The 15,123-nt window shown below is 53.1% G+C and carries 29 protein-coding genes; 26 read left to right on the top strand and 3 right to left on the bottom strand.

Annotated elements, in window-relative coordinates; genetic code table 11:
- The 3 genes from QHG98_03760 to QHG98_03770 all read right to left on the bottom strand — a co-directional run.
- A partial coding sequence (locus QHG98_03760; protein MDH7596846.1) for a hypothetical protein occupies positions 1–449 on the bottom strand: 449 nt, incomplete at its 3' end.
- Positions 450–458: 9 nt separating this feature from the next.
- Entirely contained in the window at positions 459–1,055 is a 597-nt protein-coding gene (locus QHG98_03765; GenBank protein MDH7596847.1) for a DUF4352 domain-containing protein, read from the bottom strand.
- Between the two features lie 18 nt (positions 1,056–1,073).
- Positions 1,074–1,646: a hypothetical protein gene (locus tag QHG98_03770; GenBank protein ID MDH7596848.1), complete on the bottom strand. Its 573-nt coding sequence runs from the start codon at positions 1,644–1,646 to the stop codon at positions 1,074–1,076.
- Positions 1,647–1,941: 295 nt separating this feature from the next.
- Here QHG98_03770 and QHG98_03775 point away from each other — a divergent pair, with 295 nt between their 5' ends.
- The 26 genes from QHG98_03775 to QHG98_03900 all read left to right on the top strand — a co-directional run bounded on the left by QHG98_03775 (position 1,942) and on the right by QHG98_03900 (position 15,116).
- Positions 1,942–2,235, top strand: a complete 294-nt coding sequence (locus QHG98_03775; protein ID MDH7596849.1) for a hypothetical protein — start codon at positions 1,942–1,944, stop codon at positions 2,233–2,235.
- An 11-nt stretch (positions 2,236–2,246) separates the two neighbouring features.
- The gene (locus QHG98_03780; GenBank protein MDH7596850.1) at positions 2,247–2,513 is read left to right on the top strand and encodes a hypothetical protein; all 267 of its coding nucleotides are present in this window, start codon (positions 2,247–2,249) and stop codon (positions 2,511–2,513) included.
- A 1-nt stretch (position 2,514) separates the two neighbouring features.
- Positions 2,515–3,333, top strand: a complete 819-nt coding sequence (gene bet / locus QHG98_03785) for a phage recombination protein Bet (GenBank protein ID MDH7596851.1) — start codon at positions 2,515–2,517, stop codon at positions 3,331–3,333.
- 252 nt (positions 3,334–3,585) lie between these two features.
- Entirely contained in the window at positions 3,586–3,867 is a 282-nt protein-coding gene (locus QHG98_03790) for an Lrp/AsnC family transcriptional regulator (GenBank protein MDH7596852.1), read from the top strand.
- A complete protein-coding gene (locus tag QHG98_03795; GenBank protein MDH7596853.1) occupies positions 3,834–4,145 on the top strand; it encodes a hypothetical protein in 312 nt (103 codons plus the stop codon). Before QHG98_03790 ends, QHG98_03795 begins: the two co-directional genes overlap by 34 nt.
- 103 nt (positions 4,146–4,248) lie before the next feature.
- On the top strand, positions 4,249–4,497 hold the full coding sequence (locus QHG98_03800) for a hypothetical protein (protein MDH7596854.1): 249 nt from the start codon (positions 4,249–4,251) through the stop codon (positions 4,495–4,497).
- Complete coding sequence (locus QHG98_03805; GenBank protein MDH7596855.1) at positions 4,494–4,805, top strand: hypothetical protein; 312 nt, start codon at positions 4,494–4,496, stop codon at positions 4,803–4,805. Before QHG98_03800 ends, QHG98_03805 begins: the two co-directional genes overlap by 4 nt.
- Positions 4,802–5,341: a hypothetical protein gene (locus QHG98_03810; GenBank protein MDH7596856.1), complete on the top strand. Its 540-nt coding sequence runs from the start codon at positions 4,802–4,804 to the stop codon at positions 5,339–5,341. The genes QHG98_03805 and QHG98_03810 overlap by 4 nt, the downstream gene beginning before the upstream one ends.
- Positions 5,338–5,556, top strand: coding sequence for a hypothetical protein (locus QHG98_03815; GenBank protein ID MDH7596857.1), 219 nt, complete (start codon positions 5,338–5,340; stop codon positions 5,554–5,556). Before QHG98_03810 ends, QHG98_03815 begins: the two co-directional genes overlap by 4 nt.
- Positions 5,553–5,804 carry a hypothetical protein gene (locus QHG98_03820; GenBank protein ID MDH7596858.1) on the top strand — a complete coding sequence of 84 codons (252 nt, stop codon included), beginning with the start codon at positions 5,553–5,555 and terminating at the stop codon, positions 5,802–5,804. The genes QHG98_03815 and QHG98_03820 overlap by 4 nt, the downstream gene beginning before the upstream one ends.
- The gene (locus QHG98_03825) at positions 5,804–6,079 is read left to right on the top strand and encodes a hypothetical protein (protein ID MDH7596859.1); all 276 of its coding nucleotides are present in this window, start codon (positions 5,804–5,806) and stop codon (positions 6,077–6,079) included. The genes QHG98_03820 and QHG98_03825 overlap by 1 nt, the downstream gene beginning before the upstream one ends.
- A complete protein-coding gene (locus tag QHG98_03830) occupies positions 6,076–6,522 on the top strand; it encodes a hypothetical protein (protein ID MDH7596860.1) in 447 nt (148 codons plus the stop codon). Before QHG98_03825 ends, QHG98_03830 begins: the two co-directional genes overlap by 4 nt.
- A gap of 267 nt (positions 6,523–6,789) precedes the next feature.
- Entirely contained in the window at positions 6,790–7,005 is a 216-nt protein-coding gene (locus tag QHG98_03835) for a hypothetical protein (GenBank protein MDH7596861.1), read from the top strand.
- Between the two features lie 14 nt (positions 7,006–7,019).
- Positions 7,020–7,601 carry a 3'-5' exonuclease gene (locus QHG98_03840; GenBank protein ID MDH7596862.1) on the top strand — a complete coding sequence of 194 codons (582 nt, stop codon included), beginning with the start codon at positions 7,020–7,022 and terminating at the stop codon, positions 7,599–7,601.
- Positions 7,585–7,734, top strand: coding sequence for a hypothetical protein (locus QHG98_03845; protein MDH7596863.1), 150 nt, complete (start codon positions 7,585–7,587; stop codon positions 7,732–7,734). Before QHG98_03840 ends, QHG98_03845 begins: the two co-directional genes overlap by 17 nt.
- 3 nt (positions 7,735–7,737) lie before the next feature.
- On the top strand, positions 7,738–8,076 hold the full coding sequence (locus tag QHG98_03850; GenBank protein MDH7596864.1) for an ASCH domain-containing protein: 339 nt from the start codon (positions 7,738–7,740) through the stop codon (positions 8,074–8,076).
- A gap of 88 nt (positions 8,077–8,164) precedes the next feature.
- On the top strand, positions 8,165–8,935 hold the full coding sequence (locus QHG98_03855; GenBank protein MDH7596865.1) for a hypothetical protein: 771 nt from the start codon (positions 8,165–8,167) through the stop codon (positions 8,933–8,935).
- 138 nt (positions 8,936–9,073) lie between these two features.
- Positions 9,074–9,358 (top strand): hypothetical protein, encoded by a 285-nt coding sequence (locus tag QHG98_03860; protein MDH7596866.1) that lies wholly within the window; start codon positions 9,074–9,076, stop codon positions 9,356–9,358.
- A gap of 110 nt (positions 9,359–9,468) precedes the next feature.
- On the top strand, positions 9,469–9,606 hold the full coding sequence (locus tag QHG98_03865) for a hypothetical protein (GenBank protein ID MDH7596867.1): 138 nt from the start codon (positions 9,469–9,471) through the stop codon (positions 9,604–9,606).
- A 52-nt stretch (positions 9,607–9,658) separates the two neighbouring features.
- Positions 9,659–10,153 (top strand): hypothetical protein, encoded by a 495-nt coding sequence (locus QHG98_03870; protein ID MDH7596868.1) that lies wholly within the window; start codon positions 9,659–9,661, stop codon positions 10,151–10,153.
- Positions 10,154–10,194: 41 nt separating this feature from the next.
- A complete protein-coding gene (locus tag QHG98_03875) occupies positions 10,195–10,899 on the top strand; it encodes a terminase family protein (protein ID MDH7596869.1) in 705 nt (234 codons plus the stop codon).
- Positions 10,896–11,588 (top strand): hypothetical protein, encoded by a 693-nt coding sequence (locus tag QHG98_03880; GenBank protein ID MDH7596870.1) that lies wholly within the window; start codon positions 10,896–10,898, stop codon positions 11,586–11,588. The genes QHG98_03875 and QHG98_03880 overlap by 4 nt, the downstream gene beginning before the upstream one ends.
- A gap of 75 nt (positions 11,589–11,663) precedes the next feature.
- Positions 11,664–13,121 carry a hypothetical protein gene (locus tag QHG98_03885; GenBank protein MDH7596871.1) on the top strand — a complete coding sequence of 486 codons (1,458 nt, stop codon included), beginning with the start codon at positions 11,664–11,666 and terminating at the stop codon, positions 13,119–13,121.
- 10 nt (positions 13,122–13,131) lie between these two features.
- Positions 13,132–14,091, top strand: a complete 960-nt coding sequence (locus QHG98_03890) for a hypothetical protein (protein ID MDH7596872.1) — start codon at positions 13,132–13,134, stop codon at positions 14,089–14,091.
- A 31-nt stretch (positions 14,092–14,122) separates the two neighbouring features.
- Complete coding sequence (locus QHG98_03895; protein ID MDH7596873.1) at positions 14,123–14,476, top strand: hypothetical protein; 354 nt, start codon at positions 14,123–14,125, stop codon at positions 14,474–14,476.
- 82 nt (positions 14,477–14,558) lie between these two features.
- Complete coding sequence (locus tag QHG98_03900; GenBank protein ID MDH7596874.1) at positions 14,559–15,116, top strand: hypothetical protein; 558 nt, start codon at positions 14,559–14,561, stop codon at positions 15,114–15,116.
- Positions 15,117–15,123: the final 7 nt, after the last annotated feature.

Below are 15,123 nucleotides of genomic sequence, written 5' to 3' on the forward strand. Positions count from 1 at the left end.
ACCCAGACTGTGACATTAGGATCTGGGCTGAAGACCACGATCTTTGCACGTCTCACATCTCCGCGATAAAAAGTCGTTCCAGTACATTCTATCGCAGGCTGCCGGCGCAAGAGCATGATCTCGCTGAGAATCGGGTTAGCTCGAATATTTAGTTGATCGGCCCAGGATAGGATAGTTTCTTTGTCCACATGTGGGATAGCTCCCGAAAGGGATATTCCCATCTGGACAAGACACCAACCATCCTGAGATGTGCATAACCAATACCATATGACCCTGTCGTCGAGGGATCTGTTCTGACCGACGACTGCGTTGGAGACGTCAATGCTATCACGTATCGAGAATGTTATGTTCCAGCCCTCTATCTGATCCTGGATATCGGTCGCGCTGACAGCGCTTATGCAGGAAAATGTCAGCCACAATCCTATAATCAGAAGAATCGTCCTGGACATTGACCACCCTCATGATCGCTTGACGAGATTCCCCTGCTCGTCCAGATAACCGGCTTCACGCATGAGCCGTCGGATGATATCATCACAGCTCTCTGATGGCAACGCAATTTCTGCAAGCATGTGACGGGTCGTAGTGTTGATCGTGATAGTAGTGTCTGTATCTGATCCACGAAATGCATCGAGTTCACACCATACCACATTTGCATCTCGATACGGGTAGTATCTGAATCGAATATTTACAGCCTCTTTTGGAACTTCAAAGACAAGATGCCCCAGAACAGACTGACCAGGTGATAGCACGCTATTGTTTAAGGGTTTATATCCTAACTCCAATAAAGATCTTGTTGCTTCACGTGGACTGATTACCATTTGTTCAGTAACTATCTTAAAATCGTATGGAGATAAATAATATTCTGGATATCCATTGTTTTTCATTGCAACAGTCACGATCACGAACTCATTATCTTCTCGAGGAGATGAATAAGGCAAGCTGCTTACTCTTTTGTCTTCATTTATGCAAAGGACAATGCTCGGTGTGGTAGCTACACATAATGACATCACCATACTCGCTATTAATAAAAGCATAGCCATAGGTGGTAACTTCATTACTTTTTAACCTCCTCTTCAACTTTGAATATGGATAGAATCGCATAATTGCTTGAACAACCAGTATCCTTTGTGTGATGTTAAAAAGACGTCTGTAGTATCAGAAACCGCAAATCCTGCCATGTATACAGGGTCGCTGTCAGGGCAGTCTGGATATGCAAACCATGCAGGATATCCATCTATTTCGCATTTATCCACTGATATATCATGGCAGTGTGTAAGTGACATAGTCTGCTGCCTTACACCTGCCAATATTAGGCGATCCTGATCTGGAAGAGAGATATTTTTCTGCTCCACAAGTATAGTTGCAGCGACTTGAGGGGGCTGCAGTGGTGATAAATGCGCACCGGACACGTCAAATAATATAATCAGCCATGTTGTTTCTTCATGATCAGGAAAGCCGGTTTCATTCTGAAGGTAAACCTGATGGACTGGCGGTCGCACATCCTTCACAAGCATTGGATACAAATCAATCGAAATTTTATATGTCGAGTTCTTAAGTTCAATGATCTCCTGCGCAGCATTCACTGACACAACATATGACCAAACCATCAACACCATGAGTGTGCCTGCAATCAGTTTTGATCGCAATTACCATACTCTCCTACGTCCGCTTGACGAGATTGTCCTGCTCGTCCAGGTAACCGGCTTCGCGCATGAGCCGTCGGATGATATCATCATATGTCTCTGCCTTAGACCCAATAAGTGACAGGTTATAGCGAGTGCGCCTTTTTACACGCATTATAACGATATCATCCATGCTCGTGTTGTCTTGCATGATAATAGATATGCACATGGAATGATATATAAACCTATTTTTGAGCTATATGCGAACTAATATATCTATGGTAGTAAGCTATATATACATATGAGCATACATGATATCATGAGGTGCATGAGAATGCTCACATATTACGACAAGTCCCCGCGTGAAAAGGTGATCACGATCTGGGGCGATGATCGTTCTAGAATCGCAGAGGTTGTCAATTTCAAGCGCGATGGCCGCTGGCTCTGGGAGTGCCGCGCGTGCGGAGCTTCTGACTGCGACCATGTCCGGCAGGCTCGCGCATGGCTCCGCGAGCGAAAGAAGCAGCAGGAAGAGCTCTGGCGGCGCATGGATGCGATGTACCCTGCGGAGCCAGCGCGGCCTCATGTGAAGTTCGCTCCATGCCCGGACTGAGGTGATGTCTGATGCCAGAGCTCCATCCTGAGATCCACGAGGCGCTTCTTCTAGCGCTCCGAGCTCTCACAGACGGCATGGTGGACGTTCCGGCGGCGCTCCGGAACTCCAGATGCGCAAAGATGAGAGTGCAGGCGAAGCGTGCCATAAGGCGCGTGCTTCGCATATACTCTGAGAGCGGAATGGCCGCTGGTGAGGTTCTTGGCTTCTTTTCCTCTGTAGGTCATATTGTCACAGCACGCCACGCCAGCGGCCACGCATCTTACGAGGTGATGTGAGATGGATGTAAAGGCAGCATGCAAGGACGCGATCCTGGAATGGGTTGCCGAATTCGAGGACGCCGGCTTTAAGCTCGTGTCCGAGAGCGAGGATCGAATAGAGATCGCGCACGAGCGCGGCGGTGTGATCGCTACATGGAACGGCTCAGCGTGGGAGCTCTCCGGGGAGAACGCTGCTGCGAGAGATGCGCTGATGAAGGTGGTCGCCAGAGCGGTCGATCGCACGTCTTCGGAGGATGCGCGACTCGCTAAGAGGAACGGAAACGGCAACGGTGGAACGAAGAGCATAGCGGTGCAGCCTCCGATGCCGGAACCGCAGGAGCTGACGCTGGAGACGATCAAGAAGTACCTCTGCCCGGAAGCAACGGACCAGGAAGCGTACATCTTCCTGCAGCTCTGCCGGTCCGCCGGTCTGAACCCGTTCCGGAGAGAGGCGTACCTGATAAAATACTCCGGAAAGCCGGCCACGATGGTTGTCGGCAAGGAAGCTTTCACAAAAAAGGCTGAGAGGCATCCTGCGTTCGACGGCTGTCAGGCCGGGATCATCGTTCTGAACCGCGATGGTCAGATCGAGCGGCGGGACGGGACCTTCAAGCTGCGGGACGAGCAGCTTCTCGGCGGCTGGGCGAAGGTCTACCGCAAGGACCGGAGCCATCCGTTCGTCGCTGAGGTCTCGATTGAAGAGTATCAGAAGAACACGCCGAGCTGGCAGCAGATGCCGGCTACGATGATCCGGAAGGTCGCGCTGGTCCAGGCGCTTCGCGAAGCGTTCCCCTCAGACCTCGGCGGATTGTATGACGAAGCAGAGGTAGCCGTATGAAAATGATTACTTTCGCCCCGCATGGCATAGAAATACATATGAATATGGAACACTTCACAGAGATAGCAAAAGCTAGGTCAGTGCCCGGGCCGAGACCCTCACCGTCCGCCAAGACCAAGAGGGGAAACAGAGCCCAGGCAGGTATAAGGTCTGTGGTAGATGTATATATAAGTCTTTGCGATCGCAGCGGTCGCAGAACAGACCTGAGCCTGCCTGTTCTCGAAACCGGCCCCGGGACACCGGGACGGTGGCATGTACGAGCTAGATGAGATCGACTGGAGGATCCTGAGGATCCTGGAAAAGCGACGCTGTCTGAAGATATCCGACGTCGCGAGAGATCTCAGGGACCTGCGCTCGGAAAGCGCAATCCGGGCCAGGATCTACAGGCTGCACTTTACTGGGTTTATCAGGCTCAACCGGAGCATTGCGCATGGTAAGGTGTACTGCGAGCTCTCGGACAGGGCTCTCCGTGTTCTGGAGTCGCCTGGGAGGGTTGCCGGATGCAGGGAGAGGAAGTGGCCTGCGGAAGTCTGACCCTCCTCGGCCAGGATACCGGGAACTCGCGGGTCGAGCTCCAGCACCGCGTGAGCCTCCGCGAGGGCGGGCTAGCGATCGGGCTGCTCTGGGACGTTCTCGCGGATTCTGTGTCCGGAGAGTGCATCGCGTGCGTTGATGACCTGCTGATACCGCTGCCAGGGGATATGGCCCCTAGGCTCAGAAAGCTGCTCGGAAAGAAGATCGTTCTGGCGAGGCTCGAGGGCTACCGCTTGGCGCCGTACCGCCCCATGAGGGTCCCAGGGTGGTGGGGATGATGTCGACGCTCGTCCTCGCCCTGCTGGTGTTCCTGGTGCTGTACGGCCTCGCGCTCGCCGGAGCGGTTCTCATCGAATGGCTGCTGCGCAGGAGGGAGCGGTGATGCCCAGAGGCGAGGTCAATTTTCTGCGGGCTTATCTGGATGACATCCGGAAGATTCCGCATGAGCCGTTCACCGTCCGGGAGATCGGGCTGAGCTGGAGAGCTCTGCACAGATTCAAGCAGCGCGGTTACCTCAGAAGGGTGGGCTACGCTCCTGTTCCGCGATCTGGAAACAGAGTCAGCGTCTGGGAAGCGACCAAGGAGTTCCGGAGAATTGCTGGGGCGATCCTCCGGAGGGAGCAGGCATGAAGCCGGATCTGTATGCGCTCCTCTCCAGAGGTATCCGCTCGATATCTGTCGAGGGTACTTTCGTGCATCGCGGCTGGAGAGGACATGCGCTCCTGCGGGACATCCGCATACCAAACGGCGAGGAGGATCACGTCTGGCTCAACTGGCGCGCTTACGTATCGATACCGGACTTCGAGCAGCTCCGGCCAGGCGATCGCATACGATTCATCGCAGATCTCCAGGGATTCAGGAAGCGCAACGGTGAGCATTCAGTGCGTCTGGAGTGTGTCAGGGAGCTCCGCAGGGTGTCGGGAGGTGAGCAGGCGTGACGGACCACGCCGGGGTTATTATCACACAGCGGCTGGGGCTGGACTGGATACCAGACGAGACTGAGATGCAGATCCTATGGTACCTGTACTCACAGAAGTCAGCTTCCATCGCTGGTATAGCGAACGTCCTCGGCTCGGACGCTGGAGAGATCTCAAAAGAAACAGCCAGAGAGGCAGTCCAGAGGCTCCTTCAGGCGCGTGTGATCACGAGGGGGCTGTCACGAAGTCAGCTCATCCTGCCGTGGAAGACTTTGGAGATCCTGCGAGAGATCCAGCTCGGACGGGCGAGGTATCCTGACATCCCTGTGGATGTGCTGACCAAGCCGTTCTCCGAGCTTGTTTTTCTGTTCGTGCCTGTGGGAAAGGAGAACCGCGCGAGAGCTCCAGAGATCCGCAGAAGGATAACGTCTGCAGGTTTTGCGCTTCGTGGTAATGTCGCTCAGGCCCTGGAGGAGCTGTGGAAGTCCGGCAGGGTTCAGCGGTGGAGGCTGCTGCCAGATCGCGGCCAGTACTGCTACTGGAGGGATCCGGCATGACACTCACAGGATACGTCCTGCAGAGCGTGCCGGTGGGGCGGGAGAATGCCAGGACATCTCGCCAGATCTACGAGACGCTGCGAACATCAGGCCGGTGTATCGATAGAAGACACGTCACAGTCGCTCTCAGAGATCTGTGGAAGTGCGGGAGAGTCAGGCGAGAGAGAGTTTCCGGAGTCCTATCGCACTACCTGTACTGGAGGGATCCGGAGTGAGCTCAGTCACATACGGCCCCCGTGTTATCGATGTGGTCCAGGAAGCCGTGCCCATAGGAAGAGCTCATGCGATACCGTTCTCTGATATCCTCGGGCGGGTCATGTCGTCTGGAGTAGGGGGCAGATCCAACATCGAGCGAGCACTCGCGCGGCTCGTCCAGTGGGGTCTGGTGTCCAGGGAGAAACGACGTGTTGTGCATGGTCCTGGCAGGGTGCTGAACCAGTTCGTGTACTGGAGGGATCTGTGATGCGGATCATGCTCGGCACTACCTCCACGTACAGAGCTCTGGACGGCAAAAGGTACGTCGAGAAAGCAGAGATCACGCGCGAGACAGAGCGAGCGTACCTGCTCGAGATCGCCCGAGGACCGGTGGTGTACAAGCACTGGATCCCGAAGTCGATATCGCTGAGGCTCAAGTCGTTCATAGAGGTACCGGACTGGTTCTGGGAGAGGACTGCTGAAGAGAGGAGCTTGAGCAGAGCTATGCGACGGATCAGCAGCAGAGGAGGTGAGCTGCGATGACCGCCGCTCCACCTCCAGGATCTGCCGTCAGCGCTCTCACCGACTACGAGCGTCTTCTCCGGCTCGAGGAGCTTGTAGAGACTATCCTGACCAGGATCGATGAGCTCGAGTCAAAGATCGGTGAGTTCGAGTCGAAACTTGATGGTGTAAACGAATCTCTTCTGATTGAGATCGCCATGGATCGAAAGAGGATCACGAAGCTCGAGCACGACGAGTCCGTGTCGGCAAAGACTGCTGCGAGGCATCTCGATTCTCTGTACCAGGCGATGATCTCCAGCGGGCTGAAGCAGGTAACGTTCAAGCGTGCTTCAATGCTGATCGGGATATCGTACAGCCACGCCTGTCGACTCAGCGCTATGATTGAAGATGATCCGAGGTTCAAGCTGGTTAAGGATCAGCAGCACAAGCAGAGGTGGTTGATAAGGCTGAACACTTCAGCGTGAAGTTTAGAACGTAAAACCGTCTCATGCAATAGTTATGGTTTTGGAGGATTTGGGCCCAAATCCTCCGGCTGGTAACACGATCGCTGAAAAATATGCGCGTGTTACAATATAAGTTAGTGTGGAGAAGGAGAAGGAATCGAAAAGAGATATATAAAAACTGTGGTGGAAACGAGAGGTGTGCCATAGTTCCCCTAAAACCATAACTATTGCATGAGATGGTTTACTTCTTAGGAGATTTTGAGGATGTTTTGAGGAGGTTGAAGTCGTATGAAAATCTCGGCAGGATGCTGCTGCGGGCCGATCGACGCTTCGAGGCTGATCGAAGAGTCGGGCGTATCGTATGAGGATATCGAGGAGATCTACGTGCAGACGTGCAAAGCTGTGGTCTGCATCAAGCTCCGGAGCGGCGAGGTTCGCGTGATTCATGAAAAGGAATCGAAGGACTACAGCGAACTCTTATGGGTTCCTGATGGACTTCGGTAATTGGAGGCGCTTTGATGGAGCTCATCCTGGATATCGAGACGATTCCAGCAGAGCAGGAGGTTCTCGAGCAATACTGCTCTCTTTTTCCGCACAAGAAGAAGCCGAAAGAAGCTCCAGCGCTGCATCCGTGCACCGCACGGATCGTGGCGGTGGGGCTCAAGCCGCTGGGAGATACTCCTCTGGTCCTGATCGGGAGAACCATGTCCGAGCAGGATCTCCTGGAGCGAACGAGAGATTACCTCGAGGACGTTCGACCGAGCAAGTATATCACGTTCAACGGTACTGCGTTCGACTTTCCTATGCTCCGACTTCGAGCGGCGGCTCTCGGTGTGCAAGGTCTCGGTCGACTACTTCCTACAGCGCGCAGCCCCCGGAACTTCGATCTGTACCATTTCTTCAGATGGGACATGCCGCTCACGCTCTCCGAGCTCTCGATGCTGGTGCTGGGCCGACCGAAGGAGCTCTCGGGAGCAGACGTCGCAGAGCTGTACAAGCGTGGCGATCTAGAGGCAATATGCGAGTACAACATCCATGATCTGGAGATAATCGAGGCGCTGTACCAGCTCAGGGAGGATCTGTTTGGCAGTATTCCGTGAAAAGGAGCGTGACGCCGCTGGGTTCCAGGCTACTCAGTTCTGGTACTGGATGCTGATGAGCAGGGCTTACTGGAGACTCGAGGAGACGTTCGGTTTCAACATGGACGATTGGGCTGCTGGAGTCAGGTGGTGATGCATGCTGCTGTTCAAGCCGGAGCTCATACCGCTGATCCTGAGCGGCAAAAAGACGCAGACGCGCAGGACGTGGTCACGCCCCTGTGTCCGGGTCGGGTCTGTCCATCAGGTCAAGACCCGCCTGTTCGGTGAAGCTCATTGCAGGGTGCGCATCACGGGTCTGAGGAGGGAGAGGCTGGGAGACATCTCGGAGGAGGACGCCCGGGCCGAGGGGTGCAGCTCCAGAGAGGAGTTCATCCGGCTCTGGAGATCGATTCGTGGCTCCTGGGAGGAGGACCGGGCGGTGTGGGTGGTGACGTTCGAGGTGATCGATGGCGTCGAGGAGGGTGGGAGAAGATGACTGAGTTTATGCTTCCAGCTGATTGTTTGTGTGTCCTCTATATTTAAGAGCGAAAGTATAATATTATTAGAACTGTATGACTCCTTTCATGCTCGGAGGAATGAATACGTCTGAGATATTGAGGGAATTATGCAGAATCCCTGAGTTTAACGAGTTCTACCATAATGAGTGGGTGCCCATAGGCATTCCTTTAGAAGTATATATTAATCATTCGTGCCCACAGTATGCCCTTTTCTATATAGATAATGGCAAACTCTTCATTGAGCTTAGGCCTTTGCAAGTCGGGCCAAATAATGCTGAACTCATAGGATTTCTTGTCGCACACGAGATGCTTCACGCGATACATTATAAAAAGGGAATGCAACTTGAATTTAAGATGTGCAATGAAATCATAAAAGAAATAAACATTGATAAAAGAGATATTGTAGACTTAGCTTACCGGTTTGGAAGTATGTTCGACGATCCACTAGTTGATTCATACCTACAAAACAGATACGGCTTCGATCCTGCTGAATTCTATATTAAAGTAAAGATACCGGACACTATTAAGGGCATAAAATCAGAGAAAAAACGTACCTCAGATGATCTAATTATACTAAAACAAGCATTGTTTTACTCACAGTTTGAATTACAATTTACATATATTACTAACGAAAAAGCAATACATAGGTGGAATAGTTTGAAAAATATGTATGAGAAAAAACGCCCAAAAGTTAAAAAACTTGGGGATAAAATTTACTCTATAACAATAGAAACCGGATATGATACTTTAGAGAAACAACGTGCAAGCTTCGACAAGATTGCTGATATGTGCATGATCAAGGGGGTCAGGCTCAAAGAGATAATTTGCTACGTGTGATCCGATCGATCCGTCACCTTTACTATATCACTGCCCCATAATACCACGCCAGCCAATGACATCCGAGGCGCGACCGGATCCGCCGGAAAAGTATATCGACAGATACCGATGCATTTTTTAAGTGTAACGTCTCACATCATGCTGCTGGAAATGACAGATCCAGCGCCAGTGGAGACGCCTCAAATCTCCGCGAACCAGTACCGGTGGAAGACGGTGCTAGGTGCAAGCCGATTTGATATCATCGACTTCGTCTGCCCCAGCTGCAACAGAATCATACTCTGGGACGTGCGGGGCTGGCCGTTCTGTCCGTGGTGCGGCTTACACGTGCACCAGCAGCCGAGGAGAAAGGCAGACTGGTTCCGGTTCGCGAGATACAGCGGGCTCAAATGGAAGGAAAAAGCCAGGTCGGCTGATTTTCCGTAGATGGTGCTGCGGATCAGATGCCCTGAGTGCTCTGGCACATGCAGGGTGGACGCTCGATGCGAGGTGGTGTGCGAGAGGTGCGGGCTCGTAATCTGCACGTGGGGGATGGCATGATTAGATTTTGTGATGTCGACTGGCGTGAGGTGCTGAATTACTGGGACGAGGAGGATATTGAATATCTCCTGTGCATCTGCCAGGAGAAGCTGGATCGTATCAGAAAGGCGAGGCTGCGAACCACGAACTGGTAATCTCGATTAAATTTCGGCAATTTTCGTCAATAACCGGTGCAAAGGGATTGAGTTGGGCAGGAAATGCAGCATCTGTGAGCACCCTCAGCGAGACGAGATCGATAAACAGCTCTTGCACGGCGATTTAGTATCGGAAATATCGTCGAAATTCGGCGTCTCTGACCGAGCGCTCTATAGACACGCAAAGTCACACGTTCCGGAGCTCCTGGCCAAGGCATCTAGGGCAAACGAGGTTGCCAGAGCCGATAACCTTCTGGCTGAGCTCAAATCGTTTCGTGAGCGAACGATTCGTCTGCTCGATATGGCAGAGCAGGCTGGCACCACCAGAGCATATGGTTCGCCAGCTCAGTACCTGAAAGAAATTCGAGAGCAGATCAAGCTCTTGGCTGAGCTCGAAGGCCGGATCGCGGCTCAACCTCAGACGAACATCAATGTCCTGTTTAATAATCCTGAATGGATCGAAGTTCAGAGGCGGATTATCGAGGCATTGGAACAGTATCCACAGGCTAAGGAGGCAGTAATCCGTGCGTTCAGCGGTCGAGTGTAACTTTTTTCTACCGGCTCGATCCTGCTTCATGGGCGCGGGAGATGCTTGGCTTCGAGCCGGACCCATGGCAGGCGGAGGTTCTGAGGTCGAGCGCAAAAAGGTTGCTGCTGAATTGCTCGCGCCAGAGCGGGAAGTCAACAGTTGTTGCTCTGCTGGCGTTGCACACTGCGATGTACTGGCCCGGGAGCCTGATTCTGTGCCTCTCGCCGACGCTGCGGCAATCTGCGGAGCTGTTCAGGAATGTGATACGGTTCTACCGCATGAATATGAGTGCATCTGAGGCAATCCCAGCCGAATCTGAGACAGCGCTTCGGTTGGTCTTAGAGAATGGTTCGCGTATAATTTCACTGCCCGGCAAGGAGCAGACTGTTCGCGGGTTCGCGTCTGTATCTTTGCTTGTGATCGACGAGGCTGCCAGGGTGCCTGACGATCTCTATTACTCGGTGAGGCCCATGCTGGCGGTCTCGCAGGGTCGGATGGTTGCGCTTTCAACACCATTTGGTACACGCGGCTGGTGGTACGAAGCCTGGACGAACGGAGGCCCAGAATGGGAGCGCTGGGAGATTCCTGCATCGAAGTGTCCTCGCATCTCTCCGGAGTTCCTTGAGGAAGAGCGAAGGGTTCTGGGATCGTACTGGTTCGAGCAGGAGTACAACTGCAAGTTTCTTGATGCGAAAACGCAGGTGTTCCGGCGGGAGGATATAGATTCTATGTTCCGTGAGCAGGTGGAGGTCTGGGACCTTTGACCAACGGCGAGCTCCGGATCGGTATAGATATTGGTAAGCGTCACGATCCGACCGCGATTGTCGTGGCGATTGCCGAGCGAAGACAATCGGAAACACATTTTGTCGTTCCGTTTCTGAAGCGGCTGGATCTGGATCTATCATATCCCGATCAGGTCGAGGAGCTCCAGGACATATGCAGCCGTGCTGTCAGAAGGTTCTGGCTGATAAACAGATCTGCACGCCAGCCGAGAATACTGATCGATGTGACTGGTGTCGGTGATGCTGTCCTGGATACGCTGAGACCAAGAGTCCAGAACGCAGCCGAGGTTCTGCCGTGCCGGTTCATGGCGGGTGATCGACTTGTCCGTGACGGCGGAGAGCTCCGCGTGGGCAAATCGTACTTTGTGAGCAGGCTGCAGGTGCTCTCCGAGGGCAAACGCATACATCTGCCACAATCGTCCGAGGCACTGCAGCTTTCGCAGGAGATGCTCGATTTCGATATCGATGTTGATGAGTCGAGCGGAAAGGCAACGTACGGCGCAATACGTCCCGGCACGCATGACGATATGGTTACGGCGCTGGGTCTCGCATGTCTGCTGGACGTGAAGGATGACCAGCGCCTGACAGTTCGCGGGACAACTAAACGGAGCATACTTATCGGCTGCGAGGACTGGTTTGGAGAAGCATCGCGTCACCATCTAACAGGATAATCACAACAGGTTAACCACATGCCAGACAATAATACGAATACCATATCACCACCATCACGGTATCCCAAGTTCACTTTGAGCCGCAAAATTGTAGGCCAGGAGTACGGCCGGTCCGGTCTTCAGTACTATCTACCAGGCTGGATCCGCAGAGACTTCCTGCCAGAGCTGCAGGGCCGGCAGCTGTGGCTTGTATACGAGCAGATGGGCTCGAACGATGCCTACGTAGGCGCAGCTCTAAATGCATACTCGCTGTTCATTCGCAGAGCAACATGGCATGTGGATACAGTGGTGAGCGAGAACAAGTCGAACGGTTCGGCAGAATTCTTAGAGCAATGCATGCATGACATGTGGCACAGCTGGCAGACATTCATTGCAACTGCTGCCAAACCTGTGCTGCAGTTCGGGTTTGCGCCGTTCGAGAAGATCTTCAAGGAAAGGCGGGGCGAACAGGACGACGAGAGATACTCATCGCTATACGACGATGGTGCGATAGGATGGGCTAACTTCTCATTTCGGAGTCCGGATACAATTCTTCACTGGGATTACGATCCGAATGACGTAACCAGGCTTATTGGACTTACACAGCTCGCCGCGCCCGACTGGCGTGTGACGTTCATCCCGATCCAGAAAATACTCAACCTGCGAGCCGAACCGGGAAAGGACAATCCGGAGGGCAGATCGATTCTCAGGCCGGTCTGGAGGGCATGGCGAACAAAGACTATCCTTGAAGATTTGAGAAATATCATCATTGAGCGCGGCGGCGCTGGATTACCATGGGCTGAGGTGCCTGCAAATATCGCCAACGCTCCGGTCCTAGCAGCATCTGATCCGGACAATCCGGCGGTCGCAGACGCACTGGCATCGTATAACAGCATTGTGGAGACGCTCGAGAACATAACGCAGGATACTCAGAAATGGCTGATCACTCCACAGGTCTGGGGTCCTGATGGTCAACCCCAGATCAAGATCGGGTTTCTGCAGCCGTCGATGGGTACGGACATCATCGGGCATATCACTGCATCAATAGATGCAGAGGCAAAGGCAATACTGATCGCGACGATGACTGAGTTCCAGGCGCTCGGCATGGGTGGTACCGGCAGCCTTGCGCTCTCCAGAGACAAGACTGACAACTTCACGTTAGCTGTGGCTGCGACATGCACATCATTCCAGGAGTCCATCAACAGCCAGGCAGTCAAGCAGCTGTTCCATCTGAACCCGCAGTTCGAGTTCGAGAAGGGCCAGCCCAGACCACGTATCGTCTACGATCCGCTCGTCCCGCTGAACACGCAGGACGTTGTGGCGGTTCTCAGCCTGTTCGAACGCGTGGGCTGGGATCTGAGAAATCAGGCAGAAATCCGTGATGCTATCATCAAAAATCTGGGGCTTCCGGATTATGTCGAGAGCGCGGTACGTGATGAGGTTGAGGGCCACGAGGGACCGATCGATGAGCTTCTCAACGGCCGCAGCGCGGTCGATGTGATACTGGGAGATAAAGTGCGAGAAGATCAAAAACAGAATCACTATGAACTCTGAACTCCTGCATTTGATCCGGGAGACTGGTTACCTGACGGACGCTGATCTTGACGCGAATGAACGATACGAGCTTCTCACACCTCGGTTCTGGAGAACAGTCGAGGCGCTTGGGTACGATTCTGTCCATCTAAAGCGTATCCTTTGGATGCTCGCAGGCCGGCCTGAGGAGGATCTGATCCGAGCACTACCTGAGTCTCCGATCCAGAAAGCAGTTCGTCAGTCAAACGAGCGTCGATCAAGCGACGAGCAGGACATCCGACGCAGGATCAAAGAGATTGCAGCATCAATATCGGAGATGTACCGGCGCGGCGAGAAGGCAATCCAGGAATCGATAGATCGCTACATAGATAACCCTGACAGGCTCCGCGCGGAAACAGATCGCATACGGAGAATGCTTCTTGCACAGGCAGCATCATGGCTCGGCGTTGCCGTGCCTGGACTTTACGTTACCGGCGCACGAGTCGGCACGCTGCAGGGACCGCATGCAGATGCAGTCAGAGCGTTAACAACTCAGGAGCTCAACCGCTTCAGGGAGCTCGACGCACAGATCGGCCGGCACATCGAAGAGGTAATCGCCGAGGCCGAGAAGAGACGCATCCAGGCCGAGCTGGCAAACCGTGAACCCGACTATTCAGGTCTCAAAGGCAAGATTGTGGGTTACAAGACTGTCGAGGGACGCAGGCTCGGACTGTCTGATTATGTCAAGATGCTTGCTCTGACGGCATCCAGGGACTTCTACAATCTCGGAACACAGAACGGGATGCTGCACCGCAAGGAGGATCTCGCACTCATTTCCCGGGAGGTCAGGGTGAACACATGTGATGCGTGCCGTCGATGGGCTGGAAAGATTGTCTCGATCTCGGGCCGGTCTAAAGATTATCCGTCGTTGCAGGAGGCGCTCGATGACGGCATCATGCATCCGCACTGCATCCATTACCTGATTCCTGTGGACTATCCGGGCTCAACGTAAAGTAAAAGAGGAATCGATCATGCAATCCACAATGTACGGGTTTGATGTGGAGACTGGAAAGCGGCACGGGTTACGACTTTCAGGGAATGCGTTGCTCGTGCAGGATGTCGGCTGGACAATCCTAGGAAAAGCGAGATACACTATAGATTCTGGTGCAGTTGCACATACGCTAACGAGTGGCACCAAACAGATTCTTCTCACAACAAATCTCGATTCAGAAGAATCCGCTAGGATTTACATCGATTTTGATGCAGAAACCCCGAGTGCCTCTGAAGCACCTGTGATACTCAAAGATGCTATCGTGCTGCTTCCAGTTGCAGGAGTGCATACTGTAAACATCATGTGTGATATAAGCGCTGAAGTGGGAATTCTGGAGCTGGGTTAGGCGATAGAGAATAGCAGGGCGCAAACTCCGGCCCTCTGGCCAGAGAGGACGTCACAACACGCAGTGTGGTGTGGGTGTGATCATGCGATACGCATACGATGAAACTGCATATATTGTTGTAGAATTCGAAACCAGTGAATCTGTCTCGATCTCCGTATATGATCTATCGGACGATTCTCTGGTGGTGGAAGACGACTCAATGACAGAGATCGGATCCACTGGGCTGTACAAGTATGAGTTTGATCCCGAGCTTGAAACGCCCGGTGAACTAAAGCAATACCTCTACATTGCCAGCAACGGGACATCAACAAAGCACGGTGTTCTGGTGTTCGGTGGATATCCAGATCAGCTGAGCGAGATAGCCTCAGCGATCTCAGGTCTGGAGACGGTTGTCTCAGGACTGGAAACCATAGTTTCTGAGTTGGAACAGAAAGTCTCAGATCTCGAAGCCGAGGTTGCTGCAGTAGATGCGGACATTGGCGAGCTGACTGATTTCACGGCAGGAAACAGAGTTATCGAGAACAATCAGCTCATCATGTACACTCCAGATGGTCAAACCGAGCTTGCCAGATTCAATCTCTTTGATCATATCGGCAGACCAACGATGACGAACGTGTACAAGAGAGAACGAATACTATAACTTTCTC

Origin of the sequence: Methanothrix sp. (assembly GCA_029907715.1) — an archaeon.
Taxonomy (GTDB): domain Archaea; phylum Halobacteriota; class Methanosarcinia; order Methanotrichales; family Methanotrichaceae; genus Methanothrix_B.

What these genes read in the sequence shown, in the direction of transcription:
- QHG98_03765 (MDH7596847.1), bottom strand. Translation starts at nt 1,055, where the DNA reads ATGAAGTTACCACCTATGGCTATGCTTTTATTAATAGCGAGTATGGTG.
- QHG98_03775 (MDH7596849.1), top strand. Translation starts at nt 1,942, where the DNA reads ATGAGGTGCATGAGAATGCTCACATATTACGACAAGTCCCCGCGTGAA.
- QHG98_03780 (MDH7596850.1), top strand. Translation starts at nt 2,247, where the DNA reads ATGCCAGAGCTCCATCCTGAGATCCACGAGGCGCTTCTTCTAGCGCTC.
- bet (MDH7596851.1), top strand. Translation starts at nt 2,515, where the DNA reads ATGGATGTAAAGGCAGCATGCAAGGACGCGATCCTGGAATGGGTTGCC.
- QHG98_03790 (MDH7596852.1), top strand. Translation starts at nt 3,586, where the DNA reads ATGTACGAGCTAGATGAGATCGACTGGAGGATCCTGAGGATCCTGGAA.
- QHG98_03795 (MDH7596853.1), top strand. Translation starts at nt 3,834, where the DNA reads ATGCAGGGAGAGGAAGTGGCCTGCGGAAGTCTGACCCTCCTCGGCCAG.
- QHG98_03800 (MDH7596854.1), top strand. Translation starts at nt 4,249, where the DNA reads ATGCCCAGAGGCGAGGTCAATTTTCTGCGGGCTTATCTGGATGACATC.
- QHG98_03805 (MDH7596855.1), top strand. Translation starts at nt 4,494, where the DNA reads ATGAAGCCGGATCTGTATGCGCTCCTCTCCAGAGGTATCCGCTCGATA.
- QHG98_03815 (MDH7596857.1), top strand. Translation starts at nt 5,338, where the DNA reads ATGACACTCACAGGATACGTCCTGCAGAGCGTGCCGGTGGGGCGGGAG.
- QHG98_03825 (MDH7596859.1), top strand. Translation starts at nt 5,804, where the DNA reads ATGCGGATCATGCTCGGCACTACCTCCACGTACAGAGCTCTGGACGGC.
- QHG98_03830 (MDH7596860.1), top strand. Translation starts at nt 6,076, where the DNA reads ATGACCGCCGCTCCACCTCCAGGATCTGCCGTCAGCGCTCTCACCGAC.
- QHG98_03835 (MDH7596861.1), top strand. Translation starts at nt 6,790, where the DNA reads ATGAAAATCTCGGCAGGATGCTGCTGCGGGCCGATCGACGCTTCGAGG.
- QHG98_03840 (MDH7596862.1), top strand. Translation starts at nt 7,020, where the DNA reads ATGGAGCTCATCCTGGATATCGAGACGATTCCAGCAGAGCAGGAGGTT.
- QHG98_03850 (MDH7596864.1), top strand. Translation starts at nt 7,738, where the DNA reads ATGCTGCTGTTCAAGCCGGAGCTCATACCGCTGATCCTGAGCGGCAAA.
- QHG98_03855 (MDH7596865.1), top strand. Translation starts at nt 8,165, where the DNA reads ATGCTCGGAGGAATGAATACGTCTGAGATATTGAGGGAATTATGCAGA.
- QHG98_03860 (MDH7596866.1), top strand. Translation starts at nt 9,074, where the DNA reads ATGCTGCTGGAAATGACAGATCCAGCGCCAGTGGAGACGCCTCAAATC.
- QHG98_03865 (MDH7596867.1), top strand. Translation starts at nt 9,469, where the DNA reads ATGATTAGATTTTGTGATGTCGACTGGCGTGAGGTGCTGAATTACTGG.
- QHG98_03875 (MDH7596869.1), top strand. Translation starts at nt 10,195, where the DNA reads ATGCTTGGCTTCGAGCCGGACCCATGGCAGGCGGAGGTTCTGAGGTCG.
- QHG98_03895 (MDH7596873.1), top strand. Translation starts at nt 14,123, where the DNA reads ATGTACGGGTTTGATGTGGAGACTGGAAAGCGGCACGGGTTACGACTT.
- QHG98_03900 (MDH7596874.1), top strand. Translation starts at nt 14,559, where the DNA reads ATGCGATACGCATACGATGAAACTGCATATATTGTTGTAGAATTCGAA.